4 protein-coding genes are annotated in these 17,660 nt (G+C 35.3%); 2 read left to right on the forward strand and 2 right to left on the reverse strand.

What is annotated here, in order from left to right; translation table 11 throughout:
- Both SHI72_RS07630 and SHI72_RS07635 read left to right on the forward strand, forming a co-directional pair.
- A complete protein-coding gene (locus SHI72_RS07630) occupies positions 1-9,225 on the forward strand; it encodes a neuraminidase-like domain-containing protein (RefSeq protein ID WP_323489604.1) in 9,225 nt (3,074 codons plus the stop codon).
- Positions 9,226-9,607: 382 nt separating this feature from the next.
- Positions 9,608-10,630: an LLM class flavin-dependent oxidoreductase gene (locus SHI72_RS07635; protein ID WP_039116221.1), complete on the forward strand. Its 1,023-nt coding sequence runs from the start codon at positions 9,608-9,610 to the stop codon at positions 10,628-10,630.
- 168 nt (positions 10,631-10,798) lie between these two features.
- On the opposite strand, the gene SHI72_RS07640 is transcribed toward SHI72_RS07635, so the two are convergent.
- Positions 10,799-11,740, reverse strand: coding sequence for a type IX secretion system membrane protein PorP/SprF (locus SHI72_RS07640; protein ID WP_086895050.1), 942 nt, complete (start codon positions 11,738-11,740; stop codon positions 10,799-10,801).
- Position 11,741: 1 nt separating this feature from the next.
- Positions 11,742-17,195, reverse strand: a complete 5,454-nt coding sequence (locus SHI72_RS07645) for a T9SS type B sorting domain-containing protein (protein WP_323489605.1) — start codon at positions 17,193-17,195, stop codon at positions 11,742-11,744.
- Positions 17,196-17,660 lie beyond the last annotated feature (465 nt).

Here is a 17,660-nt window from a genome sequence, read left to right on the forward strand (position 1 = left end):
ATGGCAACACAATCTGACAACCAAGATCCAAATAAAAATAAACTCAATTTTTTTAAATTCGATTTAAAAGCCGGAAACCAACTCAAAGCATTCGATGCTATTTATAAAATACATCAAGGCAATTGGGATGCGGTAAAAAGTGAACTATCCAAAGACAAAAGTTTTACACCAATACTGGTTAAGAATCTTGAGTTTACACACTACTTGTCTAAATGGAGTAATGATAATAAAGCGGTTGTTGAGCTTTTTCAGAAAGATGATAAGTTACTTTCGATGCGTGATATTGCTTTAAATTTTAATAAAGAGGCTTTTATCCAAAAAGTAAAAAGTAGTTCACCGGCAACATCAAACGAGGATAAAAAAGCATTTGCCATTGATTTGCATCATAAGCTTTTTGAGTTTGAACCCACTGCGGTTGTCGTAAACATGATAAAAGACCCACAAGTAACAGTGTTAAATACTGCTGTAGGAACAAAAGTTGCTACATTATTAGAAAAAAATCCAGATTTTAATATCAGAACCACTTCGATATATGAAGTATTCAAAAATAATAAGGAATTCAAAAAAATCCCGGTCGAATTGCAACAACCTGTTCAAACAGAATTAAAAACGTTACAAAGAATTGTTGCTATTAGTCCCATAGCCGATGCTATTCCGGTTTTGTACGATGCCAAAATTCATACTGCATTTCAAATTTCAAACGTGCCACCTGCGCAATTCAAAACCGCAATGAGTGGTAAAGGATTGGATGAAAACGTATTGTTGCAAATTCATACCAATGCGCAGCATTTACGTGTACGTAATGAACACGCTTTAATTGCCTTAAAAGAAGCCAGTCAGAATACTGGTATTGACATGATTGACAGAAGCGTGCGCCTGGGTAATGGGGCTGAAATAAAAAAGGGGCTGGGAGCAATGAAGACAGAGAGTAATACTATTATATATTCTCCAGAAGAAGCTACAAAAGAGATTATAGAAAAAAATAATTTAACATGGGATATGCTTTTTGGCGATGCTGATATTTGCGAATGTGGCGAATGTACTTCCGTCTACAGTGCCGCGGCATATTATGTAGAGTTATTACAGTATTTGCGCAACAACAATCTTGATCCTGATCCTGATCCTGATGCCACGGAAGATGTTGCCATAAAATCCAACCCTAAAAATATTTCCGGAACTCCGTTAGAAAAATTATTCAATCGTCGTCCAGATTTAGGCTGTCTGGAATTGACTTGCAAAAATACCAACACCATTTTACCTTATGTAGATTTGGCCAATGAAGTCATGGAGAGTTATGTGGCATTCAAACATTTAAAACCTTTTAATGTAGCCGATGAAACTAGTAGTGAATTGCTTGCAGAACCTCAGCATACAGAATATCAGGCGTATTGCATCCTGAAAAATGAAGTATATCCATTTACACTACCATACCATCAGCCCATTGATGCCACAAGAATATATCTGGATTATTTAGGAACAAGTCGTTATGAAGTAATAGATACATTCCGAAAAAACAATAGTAGTAACAATGTCGAATTAACTCAATTAAAAGATGAGGTTTTAGACAGGGCTTCTGATTCTGAATTTTTAAATATTACTAAAGAAGAATATATCATACTCACAAAGGAATGCTTTGAAAGTAAAGCCCTGATGAATAAGCTCAAAAATAAAACATTCACAGATTCAGAATATCAAGAACTGATTGGTGTAAAATCAGTAGGTGAATATTATGGCTATGATAATGATGCAACAATGTTGAGCGATAACGGACTCACATTAATCAAAAAAGAATTTTTACGACGCACAGGAATTGATTATTTCAACCTTGTAGATTTACTTAAAACACAATTTATCAACCCGTTTTTACCCAAAGGAAAATCAAAAAACATAACGGAAAGTCTGCATTTTAGCTATCGATTTTTACAAAACTATGCCAAAAAATACGGCATGGATAAAATGGCGGAAGATTTGGTAAAATTGGAAAAATTTGCTGATTTATTGCCAATGATTATAGATCAGATAGAAGTATTAACCAACAAAAAAGCACTAAGCTGCCCTGATACATGCAAAGATAAAGTCGAAATAAGCGATAAAGATATTATTTGTTGGGTGAAATGCCATTTTGAGAAAATAGGCAAAATGATAGTCATAGAAAGCGGTAGAGGATGCGTGAACGGGGAAATACTGTTTGCGAATAATAATAGTTTATTTGATAATGACTTCAGCATAAGGGTTGAAAATTGTAAAATACTTTATGATACAGCAAAAGAAAAACTTCCACTTGGGCAAATTGATAAAAAAACAGGAAAAGTTACTTTTTTGATTGATAATGGAGAAACAGATCCTAAAAGTTGGGAGCAAATAAAATTTGTAGGGGACAAGGGCGAAAAAGGCGTATTCTTAATAATAGACGGAGAAGTATATCTCATTTTTCTGGAACAAAAAGACAGTTGCGATTTAAATACGGCGCTATTGCAGCATTTAGACGGAACACCGCTGACTGTTGACGAATATGATCGTATACATCGTTTTATACGCTTGTGGAGAAAATTAGATTGGACAATTGATGAAATTGATAAAGCAATTATTGGATTAAGCATCCAAAAATCAGTAGATAATGAAGACGATGTAAGCGAGGATGATTCTATTTGTGATGATTGTGGTGATGAGTGCAATACTTCAGATTGTGATGAATGTGATTGCGATGATTGTAGCGAAGAATGTCATCATGATTATGCTATTTCAACAACCTTACTACATCAATTGGTAGCCGTAAAAAAACTATTGGATAAAACAGGAATTGAAGTAATAAAATTACTTTCTTTTTGGACAGATATCAGCACAGCAGGAGAAAATTCGCTCTACAAAAAACTTTTCTTAACACACAATGTACTAGGAATCGATAAGGTATTTAAGGCCAATGCAAATGGAAATTATCTTACTGTAAATACTACAATTACCGAGCATTTTCCGGTATTAATGGCGGCTCTAAATTATACAGCCGATGATTTGCAAACTGTCATGCAGGCAACAGCAATGACAGATGAAATGACTATCAGTAACCTCTCAACACTATATCGCTACCGATTGCTTTCAAAAGTTCTGGGCTACAAGATTCCTGCATTTATGGATATCGTTCCTTTATTAGGTACTATATTTAATGACGCATACAGTACACTTGAATTTATAGAGAATCTATCTAAAATAGATGATGCAGGTTTTACACCACAAGAACTCAATTATATCATTAGAGATTTTGATGATATTAAAAAACCGTTTAAACCTACACAGAAATCAATTTTAATTTTAGCAAAATCCATATACGATGGGTTAAACACCATCGACGAAACACAACAGGATTTAAAGGCTGATGTCAAAATTAAAAATGCAGCATTAGAACAAATTAATCTCAAAGAAAAAGCAACGTCAGAATTTGTAAGAGCTAAAGCAAGTTTACTTTTTGAAACAGATATTGTTGAAAAAATCATCGGTATATTGAATGGTACAAATGTATTTATAACCAATGCTCCTAAAAACATAGCGTTCATTCTAGGAGAAGATAAAACGCTTCAAAATAAATTAAAATATGATAAAATAAATGGTAGTATCCAAATAACAGGGATCTTAACCGAAGCTGAAAGCATTGATTATAAAGCAATCAGCAACGACCCAGAGTGGATATTTGCATTGATTAGGGTTGAAAAACAGCAAAACAAGCAATTCAAAGAATTATTGTCTAAAATTTTTGAGACTGAAAAAACAAAAACAGACGCTCAAAAAGAAGCATTAGAAAAAATAATTAAAACAGGTGACATAAGTTTACCTATTGATAAAATACTTGAAGGAGATCCTGATATTAATACAGCTCCTCAAAAAAGAATAGCATTTTTAGAAATTTTCATGCCATACCTGCGTCAGGAACTGAGTCATCGTTTTATTGTAAACACTTTGTCTGGCATAGTAGGTTTACAATCTAATATTACTGACATATTGATTTCTGATATACTAAAAATTGGTAATATACCAGTTTCGTTATTCAGTATTTTTGAAAAAATAAAAGAAAGTAGTAAGCCTGTTGAAAGCAATTGGAACGGATACCTAATTCCTGCAACAACTGCTACATATACTTTTGTTATTAAAGAGAGCAATGTCCTACCTATACTCAGTATTGATGGAACAACATTGAGTTTTACTGTTCAGGAAGACCCTACAAATGAATGGTGGAGTAATGATATTGTGCTCCAATCCGGTAAATTATATAAATTATTAACTACGGGTGTCGAATTAAAAAATATCTATTGGAGAACAACTGCCTCAGCCATTACAGCTGTTCCATCATCAGCATTAATTCCTGACTTTGCTTCTCAGCAATGCGAACCGGCATTAATTGCATTAAAAAAAGCAGCCATGCTGGTTACTGGTTTTGATTTGAGTGCAGATGAAATTCAGTTTTTGGAAAAAAATAAAGTTTATTTTGATAATCTGGATTTTAACAAATTGACATTAATCCATTGGTTGCGACTGGAGGCATATACCAGATTGCGAAACTCTTTGCCTCAATCCGAATTTAATATACTAGCCTTTTGGGACTGGACTTACAATCCATTATCTGATGTAACATCATTGAGCAGTAAAATTGATAAACTCACAACATGGAAAAAACAACGAATTGATAAGTTAATTGCTCCAAATCATTTTAATATAACACAACTACAAGATTACAACAACGAAAAAAATCTATTAAAACTGCAGTCTGCTCTAGTTGTTGCCGATAAGATAAGTGTAGATATTGATTTGCTTTTTGAATGGGCAATACCTACTTCTAAATTCAATAAATGCAGGATAATTGCCGATAGTATAAAAAATGCAATTCGTGCCAAATACAATCAAACCGATTGGGAACAGGCTGTAAAACCATTGAGTGATAAATTGCGTAACAACCAGAAAGAAGCCTTAATTGGATTTTTGTTGCAACAACAAACATTGTTAGATTGGGGAGTAACGGATGCAGACAGCCTATTTGAATATTTTCTGATAGATGTTCAAATGGATGCTTGCATGGAAACTTCACGTATTAAACAGGCATTATCATCGGTACAATTATTTATACAACGTTGTTTCTTGGGATTGGAAGAAGAATACAGCGGAATCGCGCCAGATATATTAGATAGAGAACGTTGGGATTGGATGCAGCGTTACAGAGTTTGGGAAGCCAATCGTAAAGTTTTCTTATATCCCGAAAATTGGATCGAAAGTAACTTACGAGATGATAAGAGTCCGTTTTTTAAAGAATTAGAAGGCGAATTACTGCAAAAAGACATCAACAAGCAAAATGTTATTGATGCGTTAAAATCCTATCTCTACAAAGTGGATGAAGTGGCTAATATGGAAGTAGTAGGATTGTATATTGACGGCGAAAAAACATCCGAAAAATGGAATGAAGGAGCAAAATTACATGTGTTTTCCCGCACCCGCAATGCTCCCTATTTTTATTATTATCGTTATTTGGCATTGGATAAAATGAACTGGTATCCATGGGAAAAAATGCACGTGGATATTCCGAGTTATGATGTAGAAAATGAAAACGGAGAAGTTATCGATAATGGTTGTTATCTGACACCAGTAGTATGGAATAATCGTTTACTCATTTTCTTTCCTCAAATAATAAAAAAAACGAAACCAAGTCAAGATCCTAATGTTAAAGGTAAAAAAATTGTAGATATCGGAAACAATGCAACACAAGAGCAGTTAAGCCCCATTGAATACTATGAAATCAAAATGGGTTGGAGTGAGTATTACAATGGTAAATGGACTCAGAAACAATTGTCAACCAACGCATTGATATTTGATTTAAGCGGTTTTCCAAACAGAAGAATTGACAAATTAACGTTTATTCCTAAAATAGATCTTTCAATAGATCCTTCGGAGATAAAAATTCATGTAGAAGATCAAGTAGAAAATGATCTAGATACATTTAAAGGGTTTACATTTTCAGGAAGCGCATTTCTTAATGATAAAGACATCAGTATTATCGATACAACTTTACCTACGGCTATTTCAACTGAATTTGGCGAAACAACTTTTCAAAAATTCTCTGGTAAAATACAATCCTTACAGTTAAATGGAAATGCTTGGGGTAATGATGATGCTACTTTTACAGTGAACAGTAATAATGTAATATTTAGTTATGCGAATGCATCTATTTATTCATTGAATTTTTATCATGATGATGCCCCAAAACTATTAAACAAAATTAACTTGGGTAAATTGGAAGATTTCTTTAGTTACAATCTTGGCATTACAAATAAGCATGATGCATTTGGTTGGTCAGACCATGACGGAGATCCAAATACACCCAAAATATACAATGAACTCAAACGTCCCTATTCGTTATATAATTGGGAGTTGTTTTTGCACACACCAATGATGTTGGCAGATGCATTAAGTAAATCGCAACAATTTGAAGATGCTATGAAATGGTATCATTTTGTGTTTAATCCTATTGCTGAAGGTTCTGATGATAAACGTTTTTGGCAATTTGCTCCCTTTAAAGAAACAGACAGCCAAAGAATTTTGGACAATATTTTTAATAATCTCAAATCAAATAAGGCTAATCAAACTATAAGCGAATGGCGTGATAATCCTTTTATGCCACACTTTGTAGCTCGTAACCGTCCGGTGGCATACATGAAATGGGTCGTAATGAAATATATAGATAATCTGGTAGCGTGGGGCGATTATCTATTCCGACAAGACACTATAGAAAGTATTAATCAGGCTACACAATTGTATATTTTAGCCATGCATATTATGGGACCTCGCCCCATGATTATTCCAAAGCGCGGTATTACAAAACCGCAAACCTATATTGGTTTATTAGACAAATGGGATGCTTTTGGGAATGCCATGGTAGAGTTGGAATTGGCAGCTCCATTCAGCAATCAAACTCCCTTACCTTTTGGGGCAGTAAATGGCGAATTGGCGTTTGCAAATATATTTGGTTTAGCTTCTTCACTTTATTTCTGTATCCCGAACAATCCTAAACTTATGGGCTATTGGGATACCATTGCCGATAGATTATATAAAATACGCCATTGTGAAAATATCGAAGGAGTATTCCGAAAATTACCATTGTTTGAACCGCCAATTGATCCTGCATTATTGGTAAAAGCTGCGGCACAAGGATTGAGCATTGCCTCGGTAATAAATGATTTGAATACTCCAATGCCTAACTATCGTTTTTACTATTTACTCCAAAAAGCATTGGAATTGTGCGGAGAATTAAAATCTATGGGAAATGCTTTGCTTTCCGTAATCGAGAAAAAAGATAATGAAGCCATTGCACTTATCCGTTCCAGACATGAAAATGCTATGCACAATCTGGTAATGGAAATTAAAAAAATGCAATTGGAAGAGGCACAGAAAAATATGGATGGTTTGGAACAGAATCGTAAAAGCCCGGAACATCGCATGAAGTATTACCTAAAATTAATAGGGGAGGATTTAGGCAAAGTACCGGGATTGGATGCTGAATTTGCTGAAATTGTCAATAGCATTGAAGCACCTGTAGATGAAAGCGGATTGAAACTTATACCTTTTGAGAAAGAAGATATGGATAAGGCCAGTGCTGCTGCCGATTGGCAAACAGGTATTGGAGTAGTAGAGACATTGGCTTCAGTTTTTCATGCATTACCAACGATAAATGGTCACGGAACACCTTTAGGAGTAGGGGTTGCTGTATCTTGGGGATTTCCTAACTTGGCAAATGCTACATCAGCAGTTGCTAGAGGTTTACGAATTTATGCAGATCATCTTTCTTACCAATCTTCATCAGCTGGTAAAAAAGGGAATTTCAAACGTGCTTTACAAGAACGAGTTATGCAAGCTAATGCTGCTGGTTATGAATTGAAACAAATAGACAAGCAAATAACAGCTCAAAAAATTCGTATTGCCATTGCCAATCAGGAAATTACCAACCAACAAAAAATGATCGATAATGCACTGGAAATAGAAGATTTTTTAAAAAATAAATATACTAATGAAGAATTGTACACCTGGATGCGCGGAAGCCTTAAAACATTGTACCATCAGGTTTATAGTTTGGCACATGAACTGTCTAAAAAAGCAGAAAAAGTATATCGCTTTGAGCGAGGTATAAGCAATTCCAATTTCATACAATCAGGCTATTGGGATGCTGGACGAGAGGGTTTACTCGCTGGAGAACAACTTTATGTTGGATTAAAACAAATGGAAGCCGCTTATCAGAACGAACGAGGTTATGATTATGAAATCACAAAACATGTTTCTTTATGTTTATTAAGCCCATTGGCACTTATTCAACTTAGGGAAACAGGCAAGTGCGAGTTTGAAATACCCGAAGTATTATTTGATATGGATTATCCGGGGCAATACAAACGTCGTATTAAATCGGTATCAGTATCATTACCATGTATTGCTGGACCTTATACAGGTGTCAATGCCAAATTCAGTCTGTTGGAAAATAAATTCAGAAATAATGCGATCGGAGGTAAGACATATGAGGAGAATACAGATGATACAGATGACCGTTTCAGCACATACCGAATTCCAATTAATGCTATTGCCACCAGTACGGGTCAAAATGATAGTGGTATGTTTGAATTGAATTTTAAAGATGAACGTTACATGCCATTTGAAGGTGCTGGTGTTGTTAGTAAATGGCGTCTTGAATTACCAGAAATTCGTCAATTTGACTATGGAACAGTTACCGATGTTATTGTACATATTAGATATACATCCAACGAAGGTGGAGAACGATTAAAACTAAACGCTACAAAGACCGTATTTAAACAATTGGAAAATATTAAACAACAATTGAACGAAACTGGTCTCCATTTGGCATTAAACATGAAGCATGATATGGCTAATGAATGGCATTTATTAAAAAAATCAGGAACAGTTGAGTTGAATATTGACAAAGTACGATTGCCTTATTTGGCTCAGTCTATTAATTCAGTACATATTGAACAAGTTATGTTCTTGGCAAAAGTCAAAGACAATCCAGTTAGTTTTGTACTTAATATTGATGAAACCGAAACAATAGATCTTTCTAAAGTCAATGAATTGAATATGTGTCGTGGCATCAACTCGGATATTAAACTTAATATTCCATTTAGCCTATCTGTTGAAGAAGTAGATAAATTAAAATTGGAGGAATTGATAATGATAGTGAAATATGGTTTTTAAAGTTAAATGATTCTATATTTAGATGGAGAGGTAGTTGACTATGTCCCACTTTTTTTGTTGACTAAACAAAGACAGAGGATGGGTGTTTAGATATTTTAAATAAAGGTAATTGAGAATAATTGTAAACCAGATATACTAAATATTGATAAAAGTGGCTCAAATATCAGTACTGCCAGAGTTTATAGTAAACGTTTGTTTTCCAAAATAGCAATCCAACAGAACCTTATAATTTAACCATCATAAAATGGCGTCACTACAAAAAGATTTAATTTTTTGTTGTAAATAAGGGGAGGAACTCCAATAAACACTTTCTATAAAAGGCTGTAGACTCACTCGATAATGATGCGTATATTTGGAATTATAAATTATAATAATGCTATCTATGAAGAAAATAGGATTTTTATCGTTTGGGCATTGGGCCAATCATCCTTCCTATCAAACTCGTACTGCTGCTGATACACTGCTTCAATCTATTGATTTGGCCGTGGCTGCTGAGGAAATTGGTCTGGACGGCGCTTATTTTCGAGTGCATCATTTTGCTACACAGCTAGCATCACCTTTTCCTTTACTTTCGGCCATTGGTGCTAAAACCAGTAAAATAGAGATTGGGACAGGAGTAATCGATATGCGGTATGAAAATCCGTTGTATATGGTGGAAGATGCTGGTGCTGCAGACTTAATTTCAGGAGGACGTTTGCAATTAGGAATCAGTAGAGGATCGCCAGAGCAAGTCATTGATGGTTGGCGTTCTTTTGGTTATGAACCCATGGAAGGTGAAACAGATGCCGATATGGGACGCAAGAAAGCTTTGGAGTTTTTGGATAAGTTAAACGGTGTGGGATTTGCTGAGCCAAACCCGTATCCGATGTTCCCAAATCCACCAGGTTTATTGCGCCTTGAACCACATTCTGAAGGTTTACGAGAACGAATCTGGTGGGGAGCAGCCTCTAATGCTACTGCCATTTGGGCGGCCGAAAATGGGATGCACTTGCAAAGTTCTACCCTGAAGTATGACGAAAATGGTAAACCTTTCCATGTTCAACAGGCCGAACAGATCAGGTTATATAAAGAAGCCTGGAAAAAAGCAGGACATAAGTACGAAGCACGAGTTTCGGTAAGCCGTTCTATTTTTGCACTGGTTAATGATCAGGACAAATACTATTTTGGAGATCAGGGTAAAGGATCAGATAGTTTTGGTAATATTGAGAGAGATAAACGAGCAATTTTCGGAAAGAGTTATGCTGCTGAGCCGGAGAAACTCATTGCAGAATTGGCACAGGATGAAGCTATTCAGGAAGCTGATACGGTGCTGTTGACCATACCCAACACATTGGGTGTTGACTACAATGTACATATACTGTCGGCTATATTAAAATATATTGCTCCAGAATTGGGCTGGCGTTAGTTTTTTATAAAAAAGTGAACCTCCAAGATTAAATAATTTTGGAGGTTTTTTTGTTTCAAAAACTCTTAATACCATCGATTTATAAAAAGGAGGATACAAAATCACTTAGACTTTAAAAGCTTTGAATCTGCAAAACAGAATGTTATATAATATATAAGCAATAGAATCTTAATTTACACAACTACAGTTACTTGATCTGTTCTTAAAATCAAATCCAATAGTTAGCATATGTGTTCCTGAGTTATGATTTTGAAGTTGATTTAAACTAATATTAAAGGAGTAAGCGGCATAAAACTTATTTTGTCTGAATCCTACTAAGGGTGCGATTGAATTGGGCTTAAATGATTGATCTGCTAACAATCGTAAGTTTATACCTCCCCAAATATAATTTTCACCAGTCATTTTCCGAATCTTAAGGTTAAGATCAAGACTTGACCGACCATCACTTTCGTATATTTGATATAGAATAGATGGTTCGTATTCTATAGAAGTAAATTTATTTTTTAAAAGAAATCCTGTATATAAATAATAGTTTCTAATATTCATTGGTTCTTTTAAGATTGTAGGTTTTACTGATTTATTTAAAATATTAACCGCATTGAAACTGACGAAAAAATTTTCTAAACGATATAAAAAACTTAAATCAAAATTTGAGTTATTCACATTATAAGACTGGACACTCGGATCAGATGTGTTAATGTCGGATATATCAATATTAAAATTCGTAAACTTATAAGAGAGCCCAAATGACAAATACTGATTATTAAACTCTGATAAAGTAATATGATGAGCATAAGTTAACTGTCCTCCCTTTTGAGAAGTATTTCTATTTTTATCATTAAAAAAAATGGCACCAATGCCTGAGCGATCTGCAATTCTGGCATCAAAGGATAATGATTGTGTTTGTGGTGCATCTTCTACTCCTAACCATTGTGTTTCGCCAGTAAGACGTATTTTATAAAATTCACCAATACCCGCATAGGCTCCAGCAATAACATACGGATTATCTGCTAAATATTGGCTAGTTGGTGCTAGTTGTAATTCTTGCCCATAAGTGGGAAGACTAGCTATTATGAAAAGTAATAATACTATTTTGTTTGTTTTTTTCATTTTATCTAAATAAAGTCATTCCGCCAATAAATTCTCTTCTATCCTTATCATTATTAGTTTTAATAACGTACCAATAATCCCCGGTTGGCAAAGGTTTTCCTTGATATGTACCATCCCATCCCATTGTTGTATTCCCTTTAAAATTCATGATTAATCTCTGATATCTATCAAATATTGAAACTTCTAAATTTGGATAATCTTCTATTCTTGTAGGATACCAATAATCATTACTTCCATTTCCATCTGGTGAGAAAAATTTAGGAAACTCTATTCCTTCATAAGCTAAATATGCTGTTTCAGTAGAGAAACACCCTTTGTTATCTTTAACATAAATGGTATAATTTCCAGAGTGATCAATCTTAAAAATTGGATTGGAGGTATAACTATTAGCGCTATTAATGCTATATTGATAAGGAGCAGTACCACCTGATGCAACAATTGTATATTGATTAACTCCTGTTTCGGAAAAAGAAAAATCTGGATTCTCAATATTTTGTGTAACTAAAACAGTATCACTAGAAGCACATCCCAAAATACTATTTGTGACTGTTAAAGTATAGACTCCACTGGAACTAACAACTGGGGTTAAAGTATTGGCACCACTATCGATAGTTCCCCCAGTCCATAAATAAGTAACACCCGAAATATCAGAACCAGCTCCATTAAGCATAATTGTTGATGAAGCACAAGTAATTATAACTGGACTACCTGCTTCTGCAATGGGAGCTGTTTGAATATTTAAGGTTACAATAGCAGTAGCGGTTTGGCTGCAAGGCGAACTACTATTTACAGTATAAGTATAAATATTACCAACATTAGTCCAAACACCACCTGCATCTGGCGTTCCACCTAACTGAGCAAATAATTGTGCATTGGTAGGAGTAGTTCCTGAGCATAAAGTCAACGTTCCGTTTGTTCCTGCATTTGGAGTTGTTTGCCTATTTATAGTTACAGTAGCTGTAGCAGATAGACTGCAAGGAGAAACTGCATTTACAGTATAAGTATAAATATCACCAACATTAGTCCAAATACCACCTGTATCTGGCGTTCCGCCTAACTGAGCAAACAATTGTACATTGGTAGGAGTCGTTCCAGAACATAAAGTTAACGTTCCGTTTGTTCCTGCATTTGGAGTTGTTTGCCTATTTATAGTTACAGTAGCTGTAGCAGATAGATTGCAAGGAGAACTACTATTTACAGTATAAGTATAAACATTGCCAACATTAGTCCAAATACCACCTGTATCTGGCGTTCCGCCCAACTGAGCAAACAATTGCGCATTGGTAGGAGTAGCTCCTGTGCATAAAGTTAAAGTTCCGTTTGTTCCCGCATTTGGAGTTGTTTGTCTATTTATAGTTACTGTAGCTGTAGCAGATAGATTGCAAGGAGAAACAGCATTTACAGTATAAGTATAAACATTACCAACATTAGTCCAAACACCACCTGTATCTGGGGTTCCGCCCAATTGAGCAAACAATTGAGCATTGGTAGGGGCAGTTCCTGAGCATAAAGTTAAAGTTCCGTTTGTTCCCGCATTTGGAGTTGTTTGCCTATTTATAGTTACAGTAGCTGTAGCAGCTATATTGCAAGGAGAAACAGCATTTACAGTATAAGTATAAATATCACCAGCATTAGTCCAAACACCACTAGTATCTGGCGTTCCGCCTAACTGAGCAAACAATTGTACATTGGTAGGAGTAGTTCCTGAGCATAAAGTTAAAGTTCCGTTTGTTCCTGCATTGGGAACAGCTTGCGTATTTAAGGTTACAGTAGCTGTAGCAGCTATATTGCAAGGAGAAACAGCATTTACAGTATAAGTATAAATATTACCAACATTAGTCCAAACACCACCTGTATCTGGCGTTCCGCCCAACTGAACAAACAATTGAGCATTGGTAGGAGTAGTTCCTGAGCATAAAGTCAACGTTCCGTTTGTTCCTGCATTTGGAGTTGTTTGAATATTGATAGTCTTAGTTATTCCTGTTAGAACCTGACTACAGATACCATCCGTAGTATTTGTTAAATTTAAAGTCGTATTAGAACTTGCTGAAGGAATTGTTACCACTACAGAACCTGTTGTTTCTATTACAGCTGTTCCTGAAACTGCTCCTGTATAACTCACATTATCACCAGTTTTCCCAGTTATTGTAAAATTAGCATCCGATCCTAAGCAAATGGAATTTGGACCCGTTAATGTTGGAACTGTTGGTAATGAATATGCTCCTGTAACATTAACGGTTACCGGAAGAGAACTACAACCTCCACCAGCTGTATTGGTTACAATTAACTTATAAGTGCCTGCAGCATCCACAATTGGGTTTAATGTTGTTGCTCCGCTGACAATTGAGCCATCAGTTGTTGTCCATTGATAATCGATACCAGCACCGGTTGTGGAACCTGTACCGTTTAGCGTAACCGAAGGACTCAAGCAAGTAATTACCGCTGTAGTAACTACTTGTGCTACCGGAATGCTACAAGTTGGTGCTGTACTTGCTTGGCAACTATATTTTTCAACGTCAAAACAAGTACCAAGACTACCTACTGGAGTTACAAAAATATCGACATTATCAGATGGTTGCAATCCAGTTACACTATAGGTTAAGACATTACCAATGGCTCCAATATTTTGGATTAGATTAGTATTTACTTGATAAGAAATCGTATAATCGGTAGCTCCCGCAACTGCTTCCCATAGAAAAGACACCGCATTTTGTGATGGTACTCCGCATGAAATTTTAGGTTTTAATATTGAATTTATACCAACCTGTATCTGTTCTTTTTTTATAATGTCTGTACTACCATCACAATCCTTAACTGTACAGGTTACTTCATAAATACCTGCATTAATTGTTTGCGCATTAGTAATACTCGGATTTTGGGTTGTATTAGAATAGCCGTTGGGTCCAGTCCATGAATAAGTAGTACCTGTAGGTAAAGTTCCGCTTACTTTTAAATCGATAGTGCTGTTGGCACAAAGAGAAATTGGCGTAACAACGCTTGGTTCAAGAACCACGCTAGGGGTAACCACTAGTTCTTTGGTTCTTGTAATCAGGCAATCAAAAGAAGTAATTTCTAAGGTATAAATACCAGCATCTTGAGGTGTTACAGCGGAGATAGTATATTTATTAGACGTAGAAACGACTGTCCCCAATGGATTCTTCCATTTATAAGTAACCCTGGAATCAGTATCGAGATACTTTGGGAAATTATTTTCGACGCTAAAATCTGCTTGGTATCCTTCGCACAATAGAGTAGGCATAGATTCAGTATAAAGTATATCTTCAAAATCATCTACATTAAACAAAAACATTTGCACCCCCGAAACAGTACTTCCGTATGTAATATTCCTGAAGCCTATTTTTTGAGGTTTAGAACAATCACTGTTTACATAAATAGCATGCACTTTTCCAGGTTTAGAGTAGCGGGTATCAACTCTTCCTGCTTTAAATTGTGATTGGGTTTCGGCAATAGAAGTCCAAATTCTTGGAGCGATGAGAGTTCCGTTATTTATAGTAATAGCCGTTTCTTCTCCTGCTATTGGGCTCACAGTATTTTTTTGTTCTACGTACATTTTACCTAAAACAGGAGTATCATCATTATTGCGCACCCCAGCATATAAGCCATCTTTACCTATAAACCCATTACCATGCAATCGGTAGTATTTACCTTTAACAGCCCCACCAGATTGAAATTCAATGTTATAAATATATAAACCAGTCGTTTGTATCTTATAAATAATCCTGTCGGGATTAAGTCCCAATCCATTATACCAACTTCCATCGTTTATTCCCCCATTAGTGATTGCACGATCTGCAGAAGTTGTGTACAAGCCATGACCATCTATTCCTGTTGGAAAACAAGGCGTACCTGTTAAACTTGGTGGCAAACAAGGACCTTGATTAGGTCCATAATATCCAGCATCATTGTTTCTAAAATTTAGAGTGTTATTAACCGCTCCAGTAGTATAATTTACGATGTCAATTTTTCCAGATGAATTATTAAGTTGATGAAACCAACGTTGAGTAATATTACCAGAGTTATCTAATTTATCCCAGGACCACTCGTTTCCTCCAGGTAAATTTTGAGTTTCAATTAAATGGATTCTATTATCATGTCCCATATCGCGCACTCCATCGGCACCCTGAAAACTGAGCATATGCACTTTTTTCCCTGGTATCACTTTACAATCTAAAATACGTTGTTTGTCTATCCACAAATTGGTTTCTTTTTCTTCAACTTTAGGCAGTACCGTACTAAAAATGTCCACGAGTAAAGATCGCGATGTTAACAGCGTATGATCGGCATTCATTCTTCTGTAATATTCAGCATTGAATTTTTTGAAAACATCAGAATCTTCAACATACATTTTATAAAAAGCAGCCGAACTCGTGCCATAGCGTTCCCAATGTGCTCCAATACCTTGATCACTTGACCAAAAATCAGTAGTGGTAAGTTGAGAGTGGTTCTGAAAATCATAATCCCAATCAAAGGCATAACCGTCCTCATGTCCCCAATGCTTATTTAGATAAGCAGTTCCTGCTGGGAAGTAATTAGGATAAGCAGCAGCAAACTTATCCATTACAATCTGCGCAACACATTCTGCCATACCTTCTTCAAAACCACTTAAAGTATTTTGGTAATGCCAAAGATTATCAGAAGACAAACACACATTATCACGCCAGGCATGCAAAAGTTCATGAACCATTAAGCGTGGTTGAGTCATCTTGCCAAAAGCATCAGCAGTATATTGAGTCGAAATCCAGTTAGGGCCATTATAAAATGTATTACTCCCAGAAGCATTACCATCATTCACTACATTTACTGTATAAGAGTGAGAAGACGGACCATATATTTGCGCTATAATAGGGATTACTTTGCTGTAAAAATCCATCATATTGGTAGCTTGCCAATTGGCAAAACCTCCCAATCCATTGACTCCAAATTGCGTCTCTATAGTAACATTTACCATATTGCCAGCTGTACCCAAATTTTGCCATGTAAAATTTAACGGACCAATCACTGTGTCTGTACCGCCATTTAATAAGTGAAAATAAAAATTTTGCCCTTGCATAAATGTAGTTCCCAAAGCGAGAGCCGTTAAACGTAATTCTTCATAGCTATAGCCGTAAGTCGTCTTATCTGTATTATTCAAACCTTGACTCCAACGAATATTTTGCGAATTAGGACCATTAGGAACTGAGCCTGTTCCGATAGAGAAGCTTGTAAATCCTCCAGTTTGCCAGTTTACAAAAGCACTATGAATACTTTCTACATTTCCTGTTATTCCTGTGGCTGCTACAGCCTTTAATTTGCTTTGTAGGTTTGATTTAATCGGGACCGGAGCAGGAACATTTGCGGGTTTACATCCCATTGGCAAAGTACCAGACTGTTGTACTTGAGCGACTAAAGTGAAGGAAAAAAAAGCAAACAAGGCTAGGATGTGTAATTTTTTCATTGCATAAAGTTGTAGGTTAATCGACAATGGACATGTTTTATCGAAGCACTACAAAATTAGTTTTGTCATGAAAAGAAAATAGTCATAAGTTATTCAGTATTGATATTAAATTAACATAAAAAATACACTTACAGTAATTATTTATAATATATGTAGTATTAATCGTTGTTTTTGGTTTTCTGATTAATGAGAGATGAGGTATGGTTTATTAGTTGATGTAAGAGATTAAGCGTTATAATCTGATTTAAACTTAGAACTAAATAAAAAAATTAAAATAACGGCTGGGATCTCAAAGCCCGCTTCAAAAAAGTGATAAAAAAAATTAAATGACACTGTTTCTTTTTAGCTTGAATGTGGTCAACTCAAGAACTTTTATATATTTGTTGCGCCTTATAAATCAGTTTTTTATTGGGAATAAATGAACATTATTTATAAAATTATAACATATATAACAATGAATTTGAA

It is taken from the genome of Flavobacterium sp. PL02 (genome assembly GCF_035013205.1).
Classification (GTDB): Bacteria; Bacteroidota; Bacteroidia; order Flavobacteriales; family Flavobacteriaceae; genus Flavobacterium.